This window comes from Streptomyces sp. NBC_00536 (assembly GCF_036346295.1).
In the GTDB taxonomy this organism is placed as follows: Bacteria; Actinomycetota; Actinomycetes; order Streptomycetales; family Streptomycetaceae; genus Streptomyces.
The window spans coordinates 6,520,980-6,544,707 of the sequence record NZ_CP107819.1; the positions used below are offsets into that span (position 1 = coordinate 6,520,980).

The window sequence follows — 23,728 nt, forward strand, 5'->3', positions numbered from 1 at the left end:
TGGATTACCGTACTGGAGGGAAAGTAGCCCGGCAAGATCCGGCTATTCCCTGAACAGTCAATAGCGGCTATTAGCGCCGACCACAAGGAGTGGATTCATGACGATCGTGGATGGTCTGCTCGGCCACGCCGAGCTGCCGGAACTGGAGATTTCCCCGGGTGAACTCCGGCGCGCGCGCGAGCTGGCGATGACCCGCGAGCACGCGGTCGACCTCACGGACGCCGTGATCACCCGGGTGGAGCGCTTCGCCCGGGACGGCGACCGGCCCGCGGTGCGCGACGCCCACCAGCGGCTCGGGTACGCCGAACTGGCCCTGGAAGCACGGCGCCTGGCCACCCTGATGGAGCGTGAGGGGGTCACCCCCGGCACGGTCGTGGCCGTCGGCGGCGAACGCGGCACCACGGTCGTCGCCGCCTTCCTGGCCGCCGAACTCCTCGGCGCGCTCTACCTGCCCGCGGACGGCAACTGGCCGGCCCGCCGGGTGGCGGACGTCCTCGGCCAGGCCGGCGCCGTGATCCTGGTCAACACCGACCGGGAGACGCCCTCCGCCTCCCTCGTCGAGGGGGCCCGCGAGGCGGGCGTACCGCTCGTGCGCGCCGCCGGGGCGGCCACGTGCGAGCCGTGGCAGGGCCCGGCCCGGCTGGACGGTCCGGACCACCCGCGCTACGTCCTGTTCACCTCCGGCTCCACCGGCAGGCCCAAGGGTGCGGTCGTCGAGCACCAGGGCATGCTCAACCACCTCTTCGCCAAGGTCGTCGACCTCGGCCTCACCGACCGCGACGTCGTCGCGCAGACCGCCCCCCTCGGATTCGACATCTCGATCTGGCAGATGCTGTGCCCGCTGGTGGTCGGCGGCGAGGTCGTCGTGGTCGGCGACTCGACGGCGCACGACTCGGTGGCGTTCGCCCGGCTCGTCGACGAACAGCGGGTCACCGTCGTCGAACTGGTGCCCACGATGGTCCGCCTGCTGATGGACGACCTGGCCGCCGCCCCGGCGGCGGGCCGGCTGGAGGGCCTGCGGTGGATGCTCGCCACCGGTGAGGAACTGCCGACCGAGGTGGCCCGGCGCTGGCTCCAGGAGATGCCCCAGGCCGGACTGGTGAACGCCTACGGCCCGACCGAGTGCTCCGACGACGTCACCCACCACACGGTGCTCCCCGCCGACCTCGACCTGCTGCGCCTGCCCATCGGCACCCCGGTCGTCAACAGCACCCTCTACGTGCTGCGGCGCGAGGACGACGGCTGGTACGCCTGCGCGCCGGGCGAGACCGGGGAACTGTTCGTCGGCGGGGTCTGCGTGGGGCGCGGCTACGTCGGCGACCACGACCGGACCCGGGACGCCTTCTTCCGCGACCCGTTCGGCGAGACGCCCACCGGGCGGCTCTACCGGACCGGCGACGCGGTGACGGTCCTGCCGCAGGGGGCCCTGCAGTACCTCGGCCGCGTCGACCGCCAGGTGAAGATCGCGGGCGTCCGGATGGAACTCGGCGAGATCGAAGCGGTCCTGCAACGGCACCCCGCCGTCGGCGCGGTCGCCGTGGTCGTGCACGACTTCGCCCGTACGCCGTAGGGCGGGAGCGCCCGGCCGCCTGTTCAACCGGCTCACCGCCTCAGTTGGCCGGGACGCGCGAAACGCCGATCGCCGGTCCTTCCCCGCGGGGAAGGACCGGCGATCGGCGTTTGAGGTCGTTACGTGCCGGTCAGCGCGCGTCGGCGCTGAGCACGGGCTCGTCCAGCGGATCGTGCGGGGCGAACTGGGTGTGGTACAGGTCGGCGTAGAGGCCGCCGGAGGCCAGCAGCTCCTCGTGCGTGCCGTGTTCGCGGATCCGCCCGGCCTCCACGACCAGGATCTGGTCGGCCTCGCGGATCGTGGACAGCCGGTGGGCGATCACCAGCGAGGTGCGCCCCGCCAGCGCGGTCTTGAGCGCGCGCTGGATCGCCGCCTCCGAATCCGAGTCGAGGTGTGCGGTGGCTTCGTCGAGCACGACGACCGGCGGTGCCTTGAGCAGCAGCCGCGCCAGGGCGATCCGCTGCTTCTCGCCGCCGGAGAGGCGGTAACCGCGGTCCCCGACCATGGTGTCGAGGCCGTCCGGGAGGGCCCGGACGGTGTCCCAGATCAGCGCCGCCTCGCAGGCGGCGATCAGCTCCTGCTCGCTCGAACCGGGCCGCGCGTACTCCAGGTTGGCCCGCAGCGTGTCGTGGAACAGGTGGGCGTCCTGGGTCACCACACCGATGGTGTCGCGCAAGGACTGCAGGGTGAGGTCCCGGACGTCCTGGCCGTCGATGCGGATCGCGCCCTCGACCGGATCGTAGAGCCGCGGCACGAGCTGGGTGATCGTGGTCTTTCCCGCACCCGACGGGCCGACCAGCGCGGTCAGCTTCCCGGCCGGGACGTGGAAGCTCAGGTCCCGCAGCGTCCAGGACTCCTCGGCCGGCCCGGAGCGGCGGGGGCCCGCCGGTCCGAGGGAGGCGAGCGAGGCCTCGTCACCGGTCGGGTACCGGAAACTGACCCCCTCGAAGGTGATGTCCGGCGCGTCGCCGCTCCCGGGAACGGACCGGACGTCGGCCAGCTCCCGGGCACCGGGCCGCTCGGCGATGTTCGGTTCGAGGTCCAGGATCTCGAAGACCCGGTCGAAGCTGACCACGGCCGTCATCGCGGTCGCCTGCATGGTCGACAGCTGGTTGACCGGTCCGTAGAGCCGCATCAGCAGGGCGACCATCGCCACCAGGGTGCCGAGCGCCAGCGTGCCGTTGATGGTGAGGACACCGCCCAGCCCGTAGACCAGGGCCGTGGTGATCGCCGTGAGCACGGTGGCGACGATGCCGAGGATCCGCCCGTAGACGACCCCCATGACGGCGATGTCGCGGACCCGGCCCGCCTTGCGGGCGAACAGTCCCGACTCGTCGTCCGCACGGCCGTAGAGCTTGGCGAGCATGGCGCCCGATACGTTGAAGCGCTCGCTCATCAGCGAACTCATGTCGGCGTCCAGCTCCATGCGCTCACGGGTGATGCGCTGGAGCCGCCCCGCGACCAGCCGCGCCGGCAGCAGGAAGAAGGGGATCACGGCCAGGGCCGTGAGGGTGATCTGCCAGGACAGGTAGAACATCGCGGCCAGCACCAGGACCAGCGAGAGCGCGACGGACAGCGACTGCGAGAGCAGGACCGTCACCGCCTGCCGCGCCCCGACGACATCGGTGTTCAGCCGGCTGACCAGGGCTCCTGTCTGCGCGCGGGTGAAGAACGCCAGCGACTGCTTCTGGACGTGCGAGAACACCTTGTTGCGCAGGTCGTAGACGACGCCCTCGCCGATCCGGCCCGAGCACCAGGCCTGGGCGTACATCGAGACCCCCTCGACGAGCGCGAGACCGGTCACGGCCAGGCACAGCCAGATCACCGTCCCGGTCCGCTCCCGCAGGATGCCGTCGTCGATGACCATCTTCAGGACCAGCGGCCCCGCGGCGGTGACCACGGCGTCGACGACCGTGCTGAACAGCAGCAGGGCCATCGGCCAGGGGTAGCTGAGGGCGTACGGGAGGATGCGCCGGACCGTTCCCTTCTTGACCCGCCGCCGGGTGATCGAGTCGTCGTCGAACCGTAGCCGCGCCTGGCTTTTGGCCGCGCTGGCGCTCCTTGCCATGGAAACGTCCTTCGTGCTCGGGAGGGGCCTTCAGTACTTGTGGAGGAACTCGATGACCGCCGCGTTCACGGCCTCCGGCCGCTCCAGGTTTCCCAGATGGCCGCAGTCGGGGATCTCTACGTAGTCGCAGTCCGGGACGGCGTCCGCCACCTCGGCGACCAGGTGGGGAGGGCAGATGATGTCGTCGGCGAACGCGATCGCCCGGCACGGCACCGTGATGCCGCGCAGCGCCTCGCGCCGGTCGCCGACGGTGTCGACCGCGTCCTGACCGGGGGCCGTGTCGCCCGAGGTCAGCTCGAAGATCTCCAGCCAACCGGCCGCCGCGGTGTCGTCGTTGAGGGTGGCGGGGGACAGCATCTCCAGGACGGTCCGCGCGGCGCCGTACTTGGGCGGGAGGGTGATGCCCGAGGCGCGCAGTTCCAGCTCCGCCGCCTGCAGCATCCGCCGCGTGACGTCGGAGCGCGCCCGGGTCGCCATGAGGACGGCGCTGCGCACCAGGTCCGGCCGGACGAGCGCGAGCTCCTGGGCGATCATGGCGCCCATCGAGGTGCCGACGATCCGGCACGGCCCGATGTCCAGCGCCTCGATCAGCCCGATGGTGTCGGCGGTCAGGTCGGCGAGCGCGTAGTCGCCGGGCGGAGCGGACGACGGGGCGATGCCCCGGTTGTCGAAGACGATCGTCTCGAAGCCCGCCCGGTTCAGCGCGGGCGTCTGGTGCATGGTCCAGACGCGGCCGCCGGCGCCCGAGCCCATGATGAGGAGTACCGGCTCCCCCCGGCCCGCACGCTGGTACGAGAGCCGGATTCCGTTGGCGCTCACGAACGGCATGACGGCGCCCCCTCGGTGGCGGTGGACATGGGCAAGGCAGCCTCCTGGGAATCGAGGAGAGGAGTGGGGATCGAGGAGAGAAGGGGCCGGCGCGGCAGTGGCGCGGCGCGGCAGCATTCCACGATGACACCCGGTCGGCGCGCTGATCAAGAGCTGATCAAGAGGGGCCCGGCGGGGTCCGGCGCGGGCGGCCGGAACCTCGTTCAACTGGTGCGAGGGGTCAGTTGAACAGGCGGCCGGGGAGCCACCCGACGTGGTTGACGCACCGAGGCGGCTTCGGGTCATAGTGAGTCCCGAGTGGGACCCGGCACCGCGCCGGACGGCCACCGGTGGTGGCGCGAAGCGGGCCAACTTCCGTGGGCGCACCACCGATGCGATAGATCTCTTGAATCCAAGAAAGGACGGCGTGGTGACGAATCCGTTTGAGGACCCCGATGCCGAATACCTGGTCCTGGTCAACGACGAGGGGCAGCACTCCCTTTGGCCCGTCTTCATCGACGCGCCCGAAGGCTGGGAGTCGGTTTTCGGGAACGCGGGACGTCAGGACTGCCTCGACTACATCGAGAACTCCTGGACCGACATGCGGCCGAAGAGCCTGATCGAGGCGATGGCGGCTTCGAAGTAGCCCGTATTCCCGATGCCGCCGGCCATCCCTGGATGTCCGGCGGCATCGGCACGACGGGCCCCGGACGGCTGCGTACGGCACCCGTCCGACCAGGTTGTCGATCGACCGGGAGAAGGTGAACCCACCGTCATGCGCTCGGTGTTGGTGATCGGCACGGGACTGATGGGCACGTCCGTGGCGCTGGCCCTGCGCGCCCGGGACGTGCGCGTGCACCTGCGGGACGTGGATTCCACCGCGCTCCGCACGGCGGCCGCGCTCGGGGCGGGCACGGTGGCCGCCCCCACGGAACCCGTGGATCTGGCGGTCATGGCGGTGCCGCCACCCCTGGTGGGCCGCGTGCTCGCCGACGTACAGGCGGAGGGCGTGGCACGCCATTACACGGACGTCGCGAGCGTCAAAGGAGAGCCCTGGGAGGAAGCCGAAGCACTCGGCTGCGACACGGCCCGCTACATCGGCGGCCACCCCATGGCCGGAGCATCGCGCAGCGGTCCGCTGACCGCGCGCGCCGACCTCTTCGAGGGCTGCGCCTGGGTGCTCACGCCGACGGCGGACACCGGGAACGACACCCTCAACTCCGCCCTGGAACTGGTGGCGTTGTGCGGGGCCGTGCCGGTCCTGATGCGCGCCGCCGCGCACGACCGGGCCGTCGCCCTGGTCTCGCACGCCCCGCACGTCGTGGCCAGCCTGGTCGCGATGCGACTGGAGGACGCCGACGACCGCGCGGTGAGCCTGGCGGGTCCGGGCCTGCGGGACCTGACCCGGATCGCGGAGGCCGACCCCGGCCTGTGGACGGCCATCCTGAGCGCCAACGCCCAGGTCGTGGCCGACCTCCTCGACGACCTCGGTGAGGATCTGCGGCAGATGGTCGACGGTCTGCGGGCGATCGCCTCGGCCGACGAAGCCAAGGGCCGCGCGGGCGCGGAGACCGTCGAGGGCATGCTGCGCAGGGGCCGAGCCGGCCGCACCCGCATCCCGGGCAAACACGGCAGCGGGCCCGAGCGGTTCGAGGCGGTGTCCGTCCTGATCGGCGACCAGCCGGGCGAGCTGGCCCGGCTCTTCGCGGACGTCGGGCGCGCCGGAGTGAACATCGAGGACATCCGCATCGAGCACGCCACGAGCAAGCTGGCCGGCCTGGTCCACCTCAGCGTCGCCACAGGGCTGACGACGCTCCTGAAGAAGGCCCTCCAGGCCCGCGGCTGGCAGCACCGCTGACCACCCGGCCGCGCCCACGATCGCACCGCGGCGAGCCGCCGATCAAGGCCGCCCGGCGCGGCGGGCCGGCGGGCGACAGGTGTTCAACTGCCGTCGGACGACACGGTTGAACACGTACCACCGGGCCGGAGTCCCGCGTTGATGATCAAGGTTGACGCGGTGCCCGGAGCCCGGGCCATAGTGGAAACACCCCCGAGGAGCGGGGCCGGCGGACGTCACCGTCCGCCGGCCCGGTTCCGACAGAAATTCCGAGAGAGGATGACGTGGTGACGAATCCGTTCGAAGACCCGGACGCCAACTACCTGGTCCTGACCAACGAGGAGGGCCAGCACTCGCTGTGGCCCGTATTCGTCGACGTGCCCGACGGCTGGACGTCCGTCTTCGGACAGGCCGCCCGTCAGGAGTGCGTGGAATACATCGAGCAGAACTGGACCGACATGCGGCCCAAGAGCCTGATCGACGCGATGGCCAAGGCCTGAATCGGCCAAGGCCCGTATGCGACAAGGCCGATCGTAATTCCCTCATGGCTTCGCCTCTGACCGGGGCGGGGCCATGAGGCTTTTCCATTCCGCGACCGGAACCGACCGCAGCGGTGATGACAGTCCGACGGTGCGCTCCATAACCTCTCGGCGAGAACGTACGAAAGCGATCCGGGTACGGAAGGACCACCTGTCATGGCGTCTCGATCCAGCGGAAGCCGACTGCGCCGCGCCGCGGTGAGCGCGGCCGTCGTCGCGTCCGTGGCCATACCGGTGTCCGGCGTGGCCCGGCCCGCCGACGTACCGGCCCCGGCCCCGGCGGCCTCCGCCCTCCTCCCCGCGGTCAGCGCGCGGGCCCTCTCCGAGCGGTACGCCGCCACCCGCGCGGACATCGCCGCCGCGACGGCGACGGCGGCCGGACACGGCGACGCCAGACGGGCCGCGGCCCTGCGCGAGATGCGCGAACCCGAGCGCCACATCCTGTCCTTCGACGGCCGGGACGGCGGCCGCCTCGTCGAGGTCTTCGGAGACCTGTCGACGGCCGACCGGATCGCCGTACTGGTCCCCGGCGCGGGGATCAGCGTCGACAACTACTGGCGGCTGCGCGGCGCGGGGCAGTCCTTGCAGCGCGCCTCCGGCCGCCGGACCGCCGTGGTGGCCTGGCTCGGCTACCGGACCCCCACGACCGTGAGCCTGGCCGCGGTGACCCCGGACCGGGCGGAGGGGGCGGCGAGCGCACTCACCTCGTTCCTCACGGAACTGGCCGCCCGCACACCCGGAGCCCGGACCACCCTCGTGTGCCACTCCTACGGCAGCGTCGTCTGCGCCCGCGCCGCGGCCGGGGCGAAGGCTTCGGCCATCGTCCTCTACGGCAGCCCCGGCACCGGCTTCGGCAACGTCACCGCCCTGCACACCCGCGCCACCGTCTGGGCCGGCCGCGGCGCCACCGACTGGATCGCCGACGTACCGCACACCACGGTCGGACTCGGGCCGGTCAGCCTGGGGTTCGGGGCCGACCCGGTTGCGCCGGAGTTCGGCGCGAAGGTCTTCGACGCGGGCGCCGCCGGCCACAGCGACTATCTCTCACCGGGTTCCCGGTCCCTGCGCAGCATCGCCACGATCGTGGCCGGAGGGACCGGCCCCGAAGAGCACCACGGAGGCCCCCGTGCATGACCTCGTCCGCCGGATAGACGCCGCCACTCCGGCCGACCGGGACCGTGCCATAGACGCGCTGCGGGCCCTGGCCATCACCGGCGTGGTCCTGGGGCACTGGCTGGTGACCGCGCTGGTCATCGACAGCGGCACCGTCCACAGTGCCAGCCCGCTCGGCTACCTGCCCGAACTCACCCCCATCTCCTGGGTGTTCCAGACCCTCGCGGTGTTCTTCCTGGTGGGCGGCCTGGTCGGCGCGCAGAGCTACGCGTCCGCCCGCGCCAAGGGCACCGGCTACCGGCGCTGGCTCGGCGCCCGGATGGCCCGGCTGTTCCGGCCCGTCGCCGCGCTGCTGTCGGTGTGGAGCGTCGCGGTGGTCGTGATGCTGGCCGCCGGGGTCGACCAGGACACGCTGCACACCCTGTGCAAGCTGATGCTGTCCCCGCTCTGGTTCCTGCTGGTCTTCGCCGTGCTGACCGCGATCACCCCGCTCGTGACGCGCATGCATCCGCTGTGGCCGTTCGCCGTCGTGCTGCTCGTCGATGTGATCCGGTTCGTCCTGGACGGCCCCGGATGGCTCAACTCGCTGAACGTGGTGGTCGGTTGGCTCGTCCCCTACAGCGTGGGCGCCGCCTGGGCGCGCGGCGGGCTGCGCAGCCTGCGGGCGCGCTGGGCGATGCTGCTCGGCGGCGCCGCGGCCTGCACGGCACTGGTCCTGTTCGCCGGTTACCCCGCGGCCATGGTCGGCGTTCCGGGGCCGGCCATCTCCAACCTCGACCCGCCCAACCTGGCCACCGTCACCTTCGGCACCGCGCAGTGCGGCGCCGCGCTGCTGCTGCTCGGCCCGCTGCGCAGGGTGCTCGCCCGGCCCGTGGCCTGGGCCGCGGTGGCCCTGGTCAACCTGTCCGCGATGACCATCTTCCTGTGGCACCAGACCTCGATGATGGCCGTGACCGCCCTCGGTCTGCTCGTCGGCGAGCCGCTGCCCGGCCTGCACACCGTGCCCGACCACCCGGGCTGGATCCTCGCCCGGCTGGCCTGGCTGCCGGTGTTCGCCGGGGTGCTGCTGATCTGCTGGACGACGTTCCGTACGTACGAACAGGCCCGGCCGCGCCGGACCAGCCGGGTGGTGCGCGGTGCCTGGCCCGCCCTCGCCGGACCGGTGCGCCGCCTGCACTGAGACCCGTGCGAGACCCGTGGGAGACCCGTGCGAGGCCCGTGCCGTGAGCGCGTGGCCGAGAAGGACCGGGTCCTCTTCGAACGGATCCGGTCGCGGCGGATGATCGTATTAGGGTGACGCGCATGTCAGCCAACAGCTCCCCGGTGAACGGCCCGTCGACGCCCCGGACGGCTTCCCCCGGACCCGGACTCGGACCCGGACCCGGATCCGCGCGCGGCCGACGCCCGTACGCGGGCATCCGCGTATCGGCGGTGGCGGGCGGGCTCCGCTGGGCCTCCTCCCGGTGGCCGTTCATAGAGGGGGAAGTGGGAGGCCTGCGGCCGCTGGTGCGGCCCGGGTCCGTCTGCCTCGACATCGGCGCCGAATACGGGCTCTACACCTGGGCCCTGTCCGCGCTCAGCGGGCCGACGGGAGCCGTCCACAGCGTCGAGCCGCTGCCGGGCCCGGCGGGCTGGCTGCGCACCACGGCCGCCGCGCTCGGCTGCGACAACGTCACCGTGCACCGCACCGCCCTCGGCGCCCGCGCGCAGGAGGGCACGATGAGCCTGCCCCGGCGCCGGCTGCTCCCGGTGCACGGACGCGCGTACCTCACCGAAGGGGCCTCGGGGCCCGGGCCCAACACCGAGTTCCCGCGCTCGCGCCCCGTGGCCACGCCCGTACGGACCGTCGACGGGCTCTGCCGGCACATGGCGCTGGAGCGGGTCGACTTCATCAAGGCCGATGTGGAGGGCGCCGAGGAAGCCGTCCTGACCGGCGCCCGCCGCACCCTGGAGCGGCACCGGCCCGCGCTGCTGCTGGAGATCGAGGACCGTCACCTGGAGAAGTACGACACGAGGGCGCACCGGATCGTCGACCGGCTGGCCGCGCTCGACTACACGATGCACCGCTGGCACGACGGAGTGTGGATACGGGTGACGGAGGTCACGGACGAGTTCCGGAATTACCTCTTCACCGTGCGTCCGATCCCCTCCGGCTGAAGGATCCTGGACTGTTATGGGCTCCACTCTCGTCATCACCAACGACTTCCCGCCGCGCCAGGGCGGGATCGAAACCTTCGTCCACGCCATGGCCACGCGGATGCCGGACGACGACGTCGTCGTCTACACCTCGCACGAACCGGGGGACACGGCCTACGACGCCACGCTGCCGTTCCCGGTCGTCCGTGACACCAGCGGCATGCTGCTGCCGACCGGCCGGGTCACCAAGCGGGCCGTCGAGATAGCCCGCGCGCACGGCTGCGACCGGGTGTGGTTCGGGGCGGCGGCCCCCCTCGCCCTGATGGCACCGACGCTGCGCGAGAACGGCGTACGGCGCATCGTGGCCACCACCCACGGCCACGAGATCTGGTGGGCGCGGCTGCCCGGCGCCCGCACCATGATGCGCCGGATAGGCAACGGCGTGGACGTGGTCACCTACCTCGGCGAATACACGCGCGCCCGGATCGCCCCCGCGCTCGGCCCGCGCGCCGAGCTGAGCCGGCTGGTGCCCGCCGTGGACGCCGACACCTACCGCCCGGACGCCGAAGCGGGCGCCGCGCTGCGCGAGGAGCTGGGGCTGACGGGCAAGCGGATCATCCTCTGCGTGGCCCGGCTGGTCCCCCGCAAGGGACAGGACAAGCTGATCGAGGCCATGCCGATGATCCGGCGGCAGGTGCCCGACGCGGTGCTGCTCATCGTCGGCCAGGGCCCGGACGAGGCCCGGCTGCGCAAGCTGGCCCGCCGCCACGGCGAGGACGCGGTCCGGTTCGTCGGCGGCAAGACGCACCGCGAGACCCCCCGCTACTACGCGGCGGCCGACGTCTTCGCGATGCCGTGCCGCACCCGCAAGGGCGGCCTGGAGGCCGAGGGGCTTGGCATCGTCTTCCTGGAGGCCGCCGCCAGCGGGCTGCCCGTCGTCGTCGGCGACTCCGGCGGCGCCCCGGACACCGTGCTCGACGGCACGACCGGCAGCGTCGTGGACGGCAACCGGGCCGAGGGCATAGCGGCCGAGCTGACGCGGCTGCTCCTCGACACCGGGCGGGCCGCCGAGATGGGCACCGCGGGCCGCCAGTGGGCGCGCAGGTCGTGGTCCTGGGACGCGCAGGCCCGCCACCTGAACGAACTGCTCGACCCCGAGCACGACCCGGCGGCGCTGCCCGCCCCCCGCCAGGCGTAGGGCCGGACCTGCGCGAAGGGCGCCCCTCCCGACGGGAGGGGCGCCCTTCGCGCAGGTGCCTGGCTTGTGCGCGTGCCTCAGCCTTCGATCCAGCCGTGGTTCTTCGCGACCTGCAGGAACCTCTGACGGATCTGCACGATCTGGGTGCCGGTGAGCGACGGCGCCGCCTCCAGCAGGACCTCGGTGACCTCCCGGATGTACTCGGCGCGGCTCAGCGCGTCGCACAGGGAATCGTCGATGGGCCCGGAAGCGGACCCGGCGGCCGGACCCTGCACCGGCGGTGTCACCGGAGTTCCGTCGTCGTTCTTCGCCAGCTGTACCGAGGACGCCTTGAGCCCCCGGTCACCGTCCTCGATCTCGAACTCGACCGCCGTGCCGGAGCGGATGTACGACTCCGGGATCAACAGGTCGTTCACGTGCAGGAAGACGTCCTCCCCGCCGTGCTCGGGTGCGATGAACCCGTACCCCCGGGTCCCGTCAAAGCGGATCACACGACCGGAAACCACACCAACCCCCAGACAACGTCAGGCACTTTGCCCGACACACCAGGGGACAGCGTAGTGCGGGGCACCCGGTGTCCGGGCACCCCGCACTACGGCCTGCACGTCAGCCGGCCGCCTTCTGCGGGACCGACCGGTCGCGCTCATCCAGGTGCTGCGCGAATTCCAGCCAGGTCGCGGCGTACTGCCGTGCCAGGCTGCCGACCAGCGCCCCGCAGTGCGGCGGGACGGCGGCGGTCAGGTGGTTCCATTCCGCCGAGGCGTTCTGCTGGAGCAGGCGCAGCAGGTGCCGCCCCTCCTCCTTGAGACGCAGCGACGGGTCGCGCAGCAGCTTGTCGAGCACGATCGCGGGCTCCGCCGTGGCCGTCCGCGTCCGGCGGTCGCGCCGGAGCCGGTCGTGCTGCGACGCGGCCGGCGTCGACCCGTCGGCCCCGGTCTGCGCTTCGTCGTCGCCCTCCCGGTCGCTCCCGCCATCGGCGCCGGCGGACGCGTCCGAGCCGGTGGCGGCACCGGAGTTCTTCCCGGTCCGGCACGAGGCGGCGGACGCCCCGAGGGAGGTGACGTTCTCCGGCCGTGTGGTCGCGGGCAGTTCGCCGGACTGGAGGCGCTTGCGGACGTCGCTGGCGGTGGCCGGCGAGATCCCCGCCAGGCGGGCCACCTCGCGCAGGGACGCCTGCGGGTTCTCGGCCATCAGCTCGGCGGCGCGCCAGCGCCCTTCGACGCTGCTGAGCGGACGGGCCCGGCCGTCGCGGCCGATCCGGACGTTCAACTGCGGCACGGCGTCAGTTGAACGCCGCCGGATGGTCGCGACCGCCTTGGCGCCGATGCCCGACGCCCGGGCGATGGCGCGGTCCGACATCTGCGGGTGGGACTCGATGATGCGTGTGGCCGCGACCCTCCGGTCGGTCTGCGAAAGCGGCAGACCGTGGGTGATGTTGGCCTGGACCGCTCTTAAAAAGGCTTCCTCGGCGGTGCCTTCGAAGAATTCGACGTCGATCGTCCCCTGGCCCCTGATCAGGGCGGCCAGCAGACGGTGCATGCCGTCGATCACGCGCATGTCGGACCGGCGCACGAGGATGGGCGGCAGCGGGCCCTCGACCTCGGAGAGCCGGGCCACGTGTTCCTGGTCGGGCCCCTCGGAGCGGGGCGACTCACCCGGCAGCAGGCTGGCGATCGAAACGGGGACGATCACGGGCTCGCGGCCGGTGCGCGGCGCGGGGGCGCCGGTACGCGACACGGGTACGCCGGTGGGCGTGCCGATCGGCTGCGGAACTGATGCGGACTCTTCGGGTCCCGGTGGCTGTGGTTCAGGCTGATGCACTTCGAATTCACCCCGTGTGTAGGTACTCATGAGCTGGTTGCCGCGTATGCCCGGAGGCCACGTGGCAGGCCCGTGTGCGCGCCTCGGCGTCGTCATGCCGTACATCGGAAGCAGCCTCATCGCCTTGATACACCGCCGCTCCACCTGTCCCGAGAAGTCGCGTCGCACAGTGTTGTCCGGTGATCCTGCCGCACCCTCCCGCGTGGCCGACCGAGTTGAGCCAGCCGTCGGACCTGGGTGAACAGCAGGACCAGCACTCATGTTCAGGTCTCCCCGTGACGGTGTCGAGATTTTCCGAGCCGGGGGAGCCGGGGGAGCGGAGGCCTGTGTTCCGCGGCGGATCCGGCCCGTCCGGGGGATGGACCGGACCGGCTTGACTTCCGGTCGAGCGGCTCTTGTGGAGCGGGCGGGGGCGGGCTCGCGGACGGCCTCGGGCGCGAGGGGGTGAATCCGGACAACCCGGTGACGACCGGCCATCGGGCGCGGCCGGGGCGGGGGGCGGGCGCTCCAGGGGTGCTCCGGAGGTGTGACGCATTTCTTGTTGGACAGGTCACACGGGGTGTCCGGGAGCCGGCTCGCCCGGATCGGCGGGCGAGCCCGGAAGTGCGCGGTCAAACATCAGGGAAGGAGGTAACTCGCCTTTTTGCCAGGCCTGATGCAATGGCTGAAAATCAACCGGCCATCGTCAGGTTCGGGCCACGGCCCCGGCCGCCAGGCGGGCCACCGGATGCAGGGCCGCGTACTCCAGGGGCGCCGACGGGTCGATCGAGACGTCCAGCGGGGCCGGTTCGGCGCCCGCGCGGACCAGCAGGTCGCCGACGGCGGCGATCATCGCGCCGTTGTCGGTGCACAGGCCCAGCGGCGGGACGCGCAGGGTGATGCCCGCGGACCGGCAGCGGGCCTCGGCCAGGGCCCGGACCCGGGAGTTGGCCGCGACCCCGCCGACCACCACGAGGGTGCCCACCCCGTGCGCCCGGCAGGCGGCGACCGCCTTGCGGGTCAGCACGTCGGCGACCGCCTCCTGCAGCGAGGCGGCCCCGTCGGCCAACGGGAGCGGCTCGCCCCGGAGGCGGTGCTGCTCGGCCCAGCGGGCGGCGGCCGTTTTCAGCCCGGAGAAGGAGAAGGCGTACGGGTCGTCGCGCGGCCCGGTCAGCGGGCGCGGGAACGCCACCGCACGCCGGTCGCCCTCCCGGGCCGCCCGGTCGACGGCGGGTCCGCCCGGGTACGGCAGCCCGAAGACCCGGGCCACCTTGTCGAAGCACTCGCCCGCCGCGTCGTCCACGGTGTCGCCCAGGTGCGTGATCGGATCGCGGGCCAGGTCCCGTACGAGCAGCAGCGAGGTGTGCCCGCCGGACACGATCAGCACCACGCAGGGGTCGGGCAGCGGGCCGTGCGCCAGGGTGTCGGCGGCGACGTGCCCGGCCAGGTGGTGGACTCCGTACAGCGGCACGCCCAGCGCGTACGCGAGGGTCTTCGCCCCCGCGAGCCCGACCTGGAGGGCGCCGGAGAGCCCCGGTCCGGTGGTCACGGCGACCGCGCCGATGTCCGTGGCGCTCAGCCCCGCGTCGGCGAGCGCCCGGCGGACCACCGGGGTGAAGGAGTGGAGGTGCGCGCGGGCCGCGATCTCGGGGACCACCCCGCCGTAGCGCGCGTGCTCGTCCATGCTCGACGCGACGGCGTGCCCGAGCAGCCGCCCGTCCCGCACCAGCCCCGCGCCCGTCTCGTCGCAGGACGATTCGATCCCGAGGACCACCGGAGAGCCCACGCGGCACCCTTTCGTCGCAGTTTGTCGCAGCCTCTTATTGCGACCAATGTGCAATAAGGCTACGACACCACGGACGCCGCCCGGCCCTCACACCGGCAGGCCCGTCGGCTCCTTGATCCGCTTCATGATGATCTGCGAGTTGACCTCGGTGATTCCGGTCAGCGCGGTCAGCTGCTCGATCCACAGCCGCTCGTACGCCCGCAGGTCCGCGACCGCGATCCGCAGCAGACAGCCCGGGCTGCCGAAGAGCCGGTACGCCTCGATCACATCCGGAATGTCCTGGAGTGCCGCCTCGAAGGCCTCCACGGATTCCCGGTCGCGGCGCACCTCCACCGAGACCAGCACCTCGAAGCCGCGCCCCACCGCGTCCGGGTCGATCACCGCGCGGTAGCCCTGGATCACCCCGTCCTGTTCCAGCTGGCGGACCCGGCGCATACAGGGGGAGGGGGTGAGGCCCACGCGCTGGGCCAGCTCCTGGTTGCTGAGCCGCCCGTCCTTCTGCAGCTCACGCAATATTTCGCGGTCAATAGCGTCCATGGCGCAATCATCCCCCACCCCGTGTGAAATCTGGGGCTGAACTAGCAATCACATTGCGCGTAGATGTTTCTATGATTGCTGGATACGAATATACGTACGGGGGCTATTCAGGGAAAGGCAGGCAGCCGTGGGACGGATCGTCGTCATCAGCACCGGCGGGACGATAGCGAGCCGCTGGCAGGGTTCCGGATTCGCGGCCGACGCCGACGGGCGCGAGGTCATGGCCACGGCGCCGCTGCCCGAAGGGGTCACCGTCGAGATCGTCGACCTGTTCAGCGTGAACAGCCCCCGCCTCACCACCGCCCACCAGCTCACCCTGCTGCGCACCGTCCACGAGGTGCTCGCCGACCCCGGCGTACAGGGCGTCGTCGTCACCCACGGCACGGACACCCTCGAAGAGTCCGCCTTCCTCGTCGACCTGCACCACCACGACCCGCGCCCGGTCGTCTTCACCGGCTCGCAGCTGCCCATGGGCACCGAGGACGGCGACGGACCCGGCAACCTCTACGACGCCCTGCTCACCGCCGCCACCACCCGCGGGCTCGGCGTGCTGATCGCCTTCGCCGGGCGGGTCCACGCCGCGCGCGGCACCGTCAAGACCCAGACCCTGATCGCCGACGCCTTCGCGGACCCCTCGGGCCAGCAGCTCGGCAAGGTCGGTTTCGGCAAGATCACCGTGCTGCGCCACCCGGTCCGCCCGGAGCCGCTCGCGCTGCCCGCGATGCCGGAACTGCTGCCGCGCGTCGACATGGTCATGCACCACGCCGACGCCGATCCGGTGCTCTTCGACGCGGCCGTCGCCGCCGGAGCCCAGGGCATCGTCCTCGTCGCCACCGGCGCGGGCAACGCCACCCCCGAGATCGTGGAAGCGGTCCGCGCCGCCACCGCGCGCGGCGTGCTGGTGGCGCTCACCACCCGGGTCGCGGCCGGCCCGGTCACCGAGATCTACACCCACGGCGGAGCCGTCGACCTGGTCGCGGCCGGGGCCGTGGCCTCCGGCACCCTGCGGGCCGGCCAGACCCGGATCGCGGTCCTCTCCGCCCTGCTGGCCAGCCAGGACCCGGCCGAGCGGGTCCGGATCCTGCGCCGCTCGCTGACCTCGGAGGGCCCGGTCCTCGTCGGCGCCTGACCGCACCCGGTCCGGGTCGCCCGCTCACCACGCGTCAGAGGGCGACCCGCCCCGGTGGTACCAGCTGGTGGTATTACAAGCCGCCGCGCCCGAAGGCCGCCAGCAGCCGGTCCGCCGCCGAGGTGGCGGTCACCGTGCCCGCGCGGACCTCCGCCTCCAGGCCCGGCGCCAGCTCCCGTACGGCCGGGTCGGCCCGCAGCCGTCCCAGCAGTTCGTCGCGGACCATCGTCCACGTCCATTCCACCTGCTGCGCCGCCCGCTTCGCCGTCAGCCTGCCGTCGGCCTCCAGCACCTTGCGGTGCTGCTCCAGCCGGTTCCACACCTCGTCCAGACCCGCCGACTCGCGCGCGCTGCAGGTCAGGACCGGCGGGGTCCAGGCCGCGTCCACCGGGTGCATCAGCCGCAGCGCACCGGCGAGTTCGCGCGCCGCCGCCCGGGCGTCCCGCTCGTGCGGGCCGTCCGCCTTGTTCACGGCCAGGACGTCCGCCAGCTCCAGGACGCCCTTCTTGATGCCCTGGAGCTGATCGCCCGTACGCGCCAGGGACAGCAGCAGGAACGAGTCGACCATCCCGGCCACCGTGGTCTCGGACTGGCCGACGCCGACCGTCTCCACCAGCACCACGTCGTAGCCCGCGGCCTCCATGACGATCATCGACTCGCGGGTCGCCTTCGCGACCCCGCCCAGGGTGCCCGCCGACGGCGAGGGCCGGACGAAGGCCGCCGGATCCACGGCAAGGCGCTCCATCCGGGTCTTGTCGCCCAGGATCGACCCGCCCGTACGGGTGGACGAAGGGTCCACTGCCAGCACCGCCACCCGGTGCCCGAGCCCGGTCAGCATCGTGCCGAAGGCATCGATGAACGTCGACTTGCCCACGCCCGGCACCCCGCTGATCCCGATCCGCCGGGCGGCGCCCGCGTGCGGCAGCAGCTCCGTCAGGAGCCGCTGCGCCAGCACGCGGTGATCGGCACGGGTGGACTCCACGAGGGTGATGGCGCGCGCGATGTGCGCGCGCTTCCCGTCGAGCACGCCCTTGGCGTAGGCGTCGATGTCGATCTTCGGGGGCATCGGGTCGCCGCCCCCGCCTACAGCTCGTGGCCGAGGTCGGCGGCCAGCCGCGTCACCAGGTCGTGCGCCGCGTCCGGAATGACCGTGCCGGGCGGGAACACCGCGGTGGCACCCATCTCCAGCAGCGTCGGCACGTCCGCGGGCGGGATCACCCCGCCGACCACGATCATGATGTCCTCGCGCCCCTCGTGGGCGAGCTGCTCGCGCAGCGCCGGTACGAGGGTGAGGTGACCGGCCGCCAGCGAGGACACGCCCACCACGTGGACGTCCGCCTCGACGGCCTGGCGGGCCACTTCCTCCGGCGTCTGGAACAGCGGGCCGACGTCCACGTCGAAGCCCAGGTCGGCGAAGGCGGTCGCGATCACCTTCTGGCCGCGGTCGTGCCCGTCCTGGCCCATCTTGGCCACCAGGATGCGCGGACGACGGCCCTCCGCCTCCTCGAACCGGTCCACCAGCGCACGGGTGCGCTCGACCGACGGGGACTCGCCTGCTTCGTTGCGGTACACACCCGAGATCGTACGGATCTGGCTCGCGTGCCGCCCGTACACCTTCTCCAGGGCGTCCGAGATCTCGCCCACGGTCGCCTTCGCGCGCGCCGCGTCCACCGCCAGCTTGAGGAGGTTGCCCTCCAGCCCGGAACCGGCGCCGCGCTCGGCGGCGTTCGTCAGCGCCCGCAGACAGTCCTGCGTCACCGCCTCGTCCCGCTCCTCGCGCAACCGCCGCAGCTTGGCGATCTGCTGGGTGCGCACCGAGGAGTTGTCCACCTTGAGCACGTCGATCAGCTCGTCGGTCTCCACCCGGTACTTGTTCACCCCGATCACCGGCTGGCGGCCCGAGTCGATCCGCGCCTGCGTACGGGCCGCGGCCTCCTCCACGCGCAGCTTCGGGATGCCCGCGTCGATGGCCTGCGCCATGCCGCCCGCCGCCTCGACCTCCTCGATGTGCTGCCACGCCCGGCGGGCCAGGTCGTAGGTCAGCTTCTCGACGTACGCGCTGCCGCCCCACGGGTCGATCACCCGGCAGGTCCCCGACTCCTGCTGGAGCAGCAGCTGGGTGTTGCGCGCGATCCGCGCCGAGAAGTCCGTCGGCAGCGCGAGCGCCTCGTCGAGGGCGTTGGTGTGCAGCGACTGGGTGTGCCCCTGCGTCGCCGCCATCGCCTCGATACAGGTGCGCGTCACGTTGTTGAAGACGTCCTGCGCCGTCAGCGACCAGCCCGAGGTCTGCGAATGGGTGCGCAGTGAAAGGGACTTGGCGTTCTTCGGGTCGAACTGCTTGACCAGGCGCGCCCACAGCAGGCGCGCGGCCCGCAGTTTGGCGACCTCCATGAAGAAGTTCATGCCGATCGCCCAGAAGAAGGACAGGCGCGGCGCGAAGGCGTCCACGTCCATCCCGGCGCCGAGGCCCGCCCGCAGGTACTCCACCCCGTCGGCCAGGGTGTACGCCAGCTCCAGATCGGCGGTCGCCCCCGCCTCCTGGATGTGATAGCCGGAGATCGAGATGGAGTTGTACCGCGGCATCTTCTGCGAGGTGAAGGAGAAGATGTCGGAGATGATCCGCATCGACGGCTTCGGCGGATAGATGTAGGTGTTGCGGACCATGAACTCTTTGAGGATGTCGTTCTGGATGGTCCCCGCGAGCTTGTCGGGGGACACCCCCTGCTCCTCCGCCGCCACGATGTACAGCGCCAGCACGGGCAGCACCGCGCCGTTCATCGTCATCGACACCGACATCTTGTCCAGCGGGATCCCGTCGAACAGCTGACGCATGTCATAGATCGAGTCGATGGCGACGCCCGCCATGCCGACATCGCCCGTCACCCGGGGGTGGTCGCTGTCGTAACCGCGGTGCGTCGGCAGGTCGAAGGCCACCGACAGGCCCTTCTGGCCCGACGCGAGGTTGCGCCGGTAGAAGGCGTTCGACTCCTCGGCCGTGGAGAAACCCGCGTACTGCCGGATCGTCCAGGGCTGGTTCACGTACATCGTCGGGTACGGGCCGCGCAGGTACGGGGCCACGCCCGGGTACGTCCCCAGGAAGTCCAGGCCCTCCAGGTCCCGCCCGGTGTACAGCGGCTTGACGCCGATGCCCTCCGGGGTCTCCCACAGCAGGTCGCCCGTGGCGGAGCCGGTGGACTCCTTCACCGCCGCCCGCCACTGCTCCTCGGACCCGGCGGGAGCGGTCCCGCCGAGCGCCAGCTCGGAGAAATCGGGGATGCTCACGAGGTCACTCCCATCCGGTCGAGTACGGAGGACAGCACGGCGACCGCGTCACAGCCGGCGAAGACGTACTCGTCCACATCGGCCGCGCAGGTACCCGGGCGCCCGGCGAGGAACACGGTCGTGGCGCCCGCGGCGCGCAGCGCGGCCGCCACCGCCCCGGCCCGCTCCTCGTACAGCGCGTCACTGGAGCACAGCACCGCCATGCCGTCGGCGCCGCTCGCCGCGTAGGCGGCGGCCGCCGACTCCGCGTCCACGGACACCGGATCGTGCACCGCCTCGACGCCGCCCGCCTGGAACAGGTTGGAGGCGAAGGTGGCCCGCCCGGTGTGCGCGGCGGCCGGACCCAGCGCCGCCAGGAACACCCGTGGCCGGGACCCGGTCGCCGCGAGGTGCGCGTCCGAGCGGGCGCGCAGCGCCTCGAAGGCCTCGTCGCGACGGACCCGCGGCAGCCCGCCGGCCGGCGCGGCGGGCGCGCTCTCGCGGACCACCGGCTTCTCGGCCAGCGACGGGAACTCGCTGACCCCGGTGATCGGTTCGCGGCGCTTGGCCAGCTTCTTGGACCGGTCGGCCCAGGTGGCGGCGAGCCGCTCGGCGACCAGGCCGGAGCGCAGTGCGCCGGGCAGTCCGCCGGCCTTCTCCACTTCCTGGAAGAACTCCCAGGCGGCGTGCGCGAGTTCGTCGGTGAGCTGCTCCACGTACCAGGAGCCGCCCGCCGGGTCGATCACCCGGGCCAGGTGCGACTCCTCCATCAGGATGGTGGAGGTGTTGCGGGCGATCCGGCGCGCGAAGGCGTCCGGCAGCCCGAGGTCGTGGTCGAAGGGGAGCACCGTGACCGAGTCCGCCCCGCCCACGCCCGCGGCCATGCAGGCGACCGTGGTGCGCAGCATGTTCACCCACGGGTCGCGCCGGGTCATCATCACCGGCGAGGTCACCGCGTGCTGGCGCTGGGCGCCCGCCTCCGCGGCGCCGGACGCCTCGGCGATCCTGGCCCACAGGCGGCGCGCGGCCCGCAGCTTGGCGATGGTGAGGAACTGGTCGGCACTGGCGGCGTACCGGAACTCCAGCTGCCCGAAGGCCGCTTCCGTCCCGATGCCCGCCTCGGTGAGCGCGCGCAGATAGGCCACGCCGGTGGCCAGGGACAGCCCCAGCTCCTGCGCCGCCGAGCCGCCCGCCTCGTGGTAGGGGAGGGCGTCCACGGTCAGGGCGCGCAGCCCGGGCCAGCCGGCCGCGGTCTCCCGGGCCAGCTCCACCGCCGCCGACAGGTCCAACGCCTCACCGGTACGGGCCTCGTGGCCCAGCGGGTCGGCGCCGAGGCTGCCGCGCGCGGCCTCCGGGGCCACCTCGCGTTCGGTGTACAGACGCAGCAACTCCCGCGCGGCCGCCGCGAATTCGGCTCCGGCGTCCAGGGCGACCGGTGCGAGGTCGAGGTAGACCCCGTCCAGCGCCCGGGCCAGCCCCGCGACCGGGACGCCGCCCCGGCCGATGGTCAGCCACAGCGAGGTGACCCCGTTCTCCAGGTCGGCGAGGACGGCCTCGTTCAGCAGCGCCGGATCGGTGTGCGTGAGCCGCTGGCGCACGTCCCAGCCCGAGGCGGCGGTCCCCTCGGCCCGGCCCCCGCGCAGGAACGGCGCGAATCCGGGCAGGCCGATGGCATCGGCGTCCGCGGAGCCGCCGGAAGCGGGCGCGGTGTAGAGCGGGCGCGTGGTGAGCCCGTCTTCTAGCGTGGTGGACAACGCGTTCTCAGCTGCCTCGCCGGATGCTTCCTTGCCCGACTTGCGCAGCACGCCCTCTACCAGGCGCTGCCACTGCTCATGCGTCGCGTCAGGGAACTCGGCGGCCAGGGAAAGCCCGTCATCAGGCAGGACCGTCATGGCTCGAATGCTAGGGGCGCCGCTAAAGCGAAGCCATAACCCCCATATGTGATCTCGCACTCCCGCCGCGTGGCAGGTTCAGGACAGACCGGCGGGATCCCGGAACAACGGGCCCACCCATCTAGGCCTCGCCGGTGTCCGGGGCGCCAACCTCGGCCGTGCCGGTGTCCGGGGCGCCAAAATCAGCCTCGCCGGCGTTTGAGGCGCCCCCGGAGGGCAGCGGAAGCCGCACCCGGACACGCGCGGCCGCCCGTCCCACCTCCCGCCGCCGCGCGAACGCGCCTGGCACGGCCCTCCGGGGGCGCCTCAAACGCCGGCGAGGCTGGAAGGGGCCAGGGTCTGGGCGGCGCGCGCCCCGGCGCGGCCGGGATCGGGCCGGCGTGGGGGCGCCGCGACCCGTGGCACGGCCCTCCGGGGGCGCCTCAAACGCCGGCGGGGCTGAAATGGGCCAGGGCAGCGGCCAAGGTGAGGGCGGCGCGGGCCCCGGCGCGGCCGGGATGGGGGCCGGGGTCGGGCCCGGAAGAGGCCGGTCTGCGTGCGGGCGCGTGGCGGCCGCGTTGCGGGGTCGTGAAATCCGGCAGGGGCGATCATGCGCCACCGGGCACCGGGAGCCCGCCCTTGGGAGCGGCAGAACCGCAGGTCAGGCCGGGTGTGCTGATCCCCGTACACACGCCCCGTGGCCGGTTCCGGACGGTCCCCCCGGGGGGTTGACCGGCACTGGGCCCGCTGACAGAGTCCGGGCCATGTCCGCGACTGTTCGAAACGTCTCGCGGCTCCACACCCCCGGCGCGTGTACCGCTCCGGTCGGTTGTCCGGGCCGCTGTCCGGCCCCTTCCCGGGCCTGACCGCCCCACCCGCGTTCGGCCTTCCGCGCCCCGACGCACCCGACGCACCCCTCCTTTGAGCCCCGCCAGGGGCCCCGGCCGCCGCCGCGCCACCCCCGCCCGGCCCCGCGCTGCCCCACCACCCGGCCCACCGGCCCCCGGCACACCGCCCACCGGCGCCAGCCCCCCGGCACGCCCACCCACATTTCTTCCGCTGCGGAACGAATCCCCAGGAGGCTCCCCATGAGCACTGCCACCACCCACCGTGAGGCGACCGTCACCGTCCGGAAGGTCGGCGGCCGCATCGGCGCCGAGATCGGCTCCGTCCGCCTCGGCGGCGACCTCGCCCCCGAGACCGTCGCCCAGATCCGCGCCGCGATCCTCACCCACAAGGTCGTCTTCTTCCGCGGTCAGGACCACCTCGACGAGGCCGGGCACGAGGCCTTCGCCCAGCTCCTCGGCGCCCCCGTCGCGCACCCCACCGTCCCCTCCGCGGACGGCCGGTACGCCCTCGGCATCGACTCCCACCACGGCGCCCGCGCCAACCAGTGGCACACCGACGTCACCTTCGTCCCCGCCTATCCCGCCTTCTCCATCCTGCGGGCCGTCACCATCCCGCCCTACGGCGGCGACACCCTGTGGGCCAACACGGCCACCGCCTACGCCGGCCTCCCCGCCCCGCTGCGCGCCCTCGCCGACGGCCTGCGCGCCGTGCACTCCAACGAGTACGACTACGCCGCACTGCGCCCCGACGCCCTGCCCGAGGCCCTCGCCCAGTACCGCGAGGTGTTCACCTCCACGAAGTTCCTCACCGAGCACCCGGTGGTCCGCGTCCACCCCGAGACCGACGAACGCACCCTGCTCCTCGGCAACTTCGTCCAGCGCATCGACGGCCTCGCCGGCCAGGACTCCCGCGCCCTCCTCGACCTGTTCCAGGCGCACGTCGAGCGCCCCGAGAACACCGTCCGCTGGCAGTGGAGCGCCGGCGACGTCGCCATCTGGGACAACCGGGCCACCCAGCACTACGGGGTCGACGACTCCGACGACCACGAGCGCACCCTGCGCCGGGTCACCGTCGACGGCGACGTCCCGGTCGGCCCCGACGGCCGCCCCTCCCGCCTGATCAGCCCGGAGAGCGTCCCCGCCCCGTCCTTCGGAATCCCCTCGGGAGCGTCGGGCGCCTCGGGCGGCGCCGCCCAGTAAGTCCGACCCCGCCCGGCCCCACCCCGTA

General features: G+C 72.7%; 19 protein-coding genes. 10 read left to right on the top strand and 9 right to left on the bottom strand.

Annotated elements, in window-relative coordinates:
• The first annotated feature begins 97 nt into the window (after positions 1-97).
• Entirely contained in the window at positions 98-1,570 is a 1,473-nt protein-coding gene (locus OHS33_RS27990) for an amino acid adenylation domain-containing protein (RefSeq protein WP_330333175.1), read from the top strand.
• Between the two features lie 130 nt (positions 1,571-1,700).
• Here the strand turns inward: OHS33_RS27990 and OHS33_RS27995 are convergent, their stop codons facing one another.
• Complete coding sequence (locus tag OHS33_RS27995; RefSeq protein ID WP_330333176.1) at positions 1,701-3,638, bottom strand: ABC transporter ATP-binding protein; 1,938 nt, start codon at positions 3,636-3,638, stop codon at positions 1,701-1,703.
• Between the two features lie 30 nt (positions 3,639-3,668).
• Positions 3,669-4,466: an alpha/beta fold hydrolase gene (locus OHS33_RS28000; RefSeq protein ID WP_330333177.1), complete on the bottom strand. Its 798-nt coding sequence runs from the start codon at positions 4,464-4,466 to the stop codon at positions 3,669-3,671.
• A 409-nt stretch (positions 4,467-4,875) separates the two neighbouring features.
• Here OHS33_RS28000 and OHS33_RS28005 point away from each other — a divergent pair, with 409 nt between their 5' ends.
• The 7 genes from OHS33_RS28005 (at position 4,876) to OHS33_RS28035 (ending at position 11,268) form a co-directional block, all read left to right on the top strand.
• On the top strand, positions 4,876-5,091 hold the full coding sequence (locus OHS33_RS28005; protein ID WP_330333178.1) for an MbtH family protein: 216 nt from the start codon (positions 4,876-4,878) through the stop codon (positions 5,089-5,091).
• Between the two features lie 129 nt (positions 5,092-5,220).
• On the top strand, positions 5,221-6,303 hold the full coding sequence (locus OHS33_RS28010) for a prephenate dehydrogenase (protein ID WP_330333179.1): 1,083 nt from the start codon (positions 5,221-5,223) through the stop codon (positions 6,301-6,303).
• Positions 6,304-6,569: 266 nt separating this feature from the next.
• On the top strand, positions 6,570-6,782 hold the full coding sequence (locus OHS33_RS28015) for an MbtH family protein (protein ID WP_330333180.1): 213 nt from the start codon (positions 6,570-6,572) through the stop codon (positions 6,780-6,782).
• A 195-nt stretch (positions 6,783-6,977) separates the two neighbouring features.
• Positions 6,978-7,955 carry an alpha/beta hydrolase gene (locus OHS33_RS28020; RefSeq protein WP_330333181.1) on the top strand — a complete coding sequence of 326 codons (978 nt, stop codon included), beginning with the start codon at positions 6,978-6,980 and terminating at the stop codon, positions 7,953-7,955.
• Positions 7,948-9,114, top strand: a complete 1,167-nt coding sequence (locus OHS33_RS28025; RefSeq protein WP_330333182.1) for an acyltransferase family protein — start codon at positions 7,948-7,950, stop codon at positions 9,112-9,114. The genes OHS33_RS28020 and OHS33_RS28025 overlap by 8 nt, the downstream gene beginning before the upstream one ends.
• 122 nt (positions 9,115-9,236) lie before the next feature.
• Positions 9,237-10,091: an FkbM family methyltransferase gene (locus OHS33_RS28030; protein WP_330333183.1), complete on the top strand. Its 855-nt coding sequence runs from the start codon at positions 9,237-9,239 to the stop codon at positions 10,089-10,091.
• 16 nt (positions 10,092-10,107) lie between these two features.
• Entirely contained in the window at positions 10,108-11,268 is a 1,161-nt protein-coding gene (locus OHS33_RS28035; RefSeq protein WP_330333184.1) for a glycosyltransferase family 4 protein, read from the top strand.
• Between the two features lie 77 nt (positions 11,269-11,345).
• Here OHS33_RS28035 and OHS33_RS28040 read toward each other — a convergent pair whose 3' ends face one another.
• The 4 genes from OHS33_RS28040 to OHS33_RS28055 all read right to left on the bottom strand — a co-directional run bounded on the left by OHS33_RS28040 (position 11,346) and on the right by OHS33_RS28055 (position 15,391).
• Positions 11,346-11,774 (bottom strand): cold-shock protein, encoded by a 429-nt coding sequence (locus OHS33_RS28040; RefSeq protein WP_330333185.1) that lies wholly within the window; start codon positions 11,772-11,774, stop codon positions 11,346-11,348.
• A 100-nt stretch (positions 11,775-11,874) separates the two neighbouring features.
• On the bottom strand, positions 11,875-13,005 hold the full coding sequence (locus OHS33_RS28045; RefSeq protein WP_330333186.1) for a ParB/RepB/Spo0J family partition protein: 1,131 nt from the start codon (positions 13,003-13,005) through the stop codon (positions 11,875-11,877).
• A gap of 769 nt (positions 13,006-13,774) precedes the next feature.
• Positions 13,775-14,854 carry a tRNA (adenosine(37)-N6)-threonylcarbamoyltransferase complex transferase subunit TsaD gene (gene tsaD / locus OHS33_RS28050; RefSeq protein ID WP_330333187.1) on the bottom strand — a complete coding sequence of 360 codons (1,080 nt, stop codon included), beginning with the start codon at positions 14,852-14,854 and terminating at the stop codon, positions 13,775-13,777.
• Between the two features lie 87 nt (positions 14,855-14,941).
• Positions 14,942-15,391 carry an Lrp/AsnC family transcriptional regulator gene (locus OHS33_RS28055; protein WP_330333188.1) on the bottom strand — a complete coding sequence of 150 codons (450 nt, stop codon included), beginning with the start codon at positions 15,389-15,391 and terminating at the stop codon, positions 14,942-14,944.
• A 127-nt stretch (positions 15,392-15,518) separates the two neighbouring features.
• Between OHS33_RS28055 and OHS33_RS28060 the strand changes: the two genes are divergently transcribed.
• Positions 15,519-16,520 (top strand): asparaginase, encoded by a 1,002-nt coding sequence (locus OHS33_RS28060; RefSeq protein ID WP_330333189.1) that lies wholly within the window; start codon positions 15,519-15,521, stop codon positions 16,518-16,520.
• Positions 16,521-16,593: 73 nt separating this feature from the next.
• Here OHS33_RS28060 and meaB read toward each other — a convergent pair whose 3' ends face one another.
• From meaB to OHS33_RS28075, 3 genes are read right to left on the bottom strand one after another with little or no spacing between them, the layout of a single operon-like run.
• Positions 16,594-17,586 carry a methylmalonyl Co-A mutase-associated GTPase MeaB gene (gene meaB / locus OHS33_RS28065; RefSeq protein ID WP_330333190.1) on the bottom strand — a complete coding sequence of 331 codons (993 nt, stop codon included), beginning with the start codon at positions 17,584-17,586 and terminating at the stop codon, positions 16,594-16,596.
• 17 nt (positions 17,587-17,603) lie between these two features.
• Positions 17,604-19,802, bottom strand: a complete 2,199-nt coding sequence (gene scpA, locus OHS33_RS28070; protein ID WP_330333191.1) for a methylmalonyl-CoA mutase — start codon at positions 19,800-19,802, stop codon at positions 17,604-17,606.
• On the bottom strand, positions 19,799-21,673 hold the full coding sequence (locus tag OHS33_RS28075) for a methylmalonyl-CoA mutase subunit beta (RefSeq protein WP_330333192.1): 1,875 nt from the start codon (positions 21,671-21,673) through the stop codon (positions 19,799-19,801). The genes scpA and OHS33_RS28075 overlap by 4 nt, the downstream gene beginning before the upstream one ends.
• A gap of 1,067 nt (positions 21,674-22,740) precedes the next feature.
• On the opposite strand from OHS33_RS28075, the gene OHS33_RS28080 reads away from it, so the two are divergent.
• Positions 22,741-23,700, top strand: coding sequence for a TauD/TfdA dioxygenase family protein (locus OHS33_RS28080; RefSeq protein ID WP_330333193.1), 960 nt, complete (start codon positions 22,741-22,743; stop codon positions 23,698-23,700).
• The last annotated feature ends 28 nt before the right edge of the window (positions 23,701-23,728 follow it).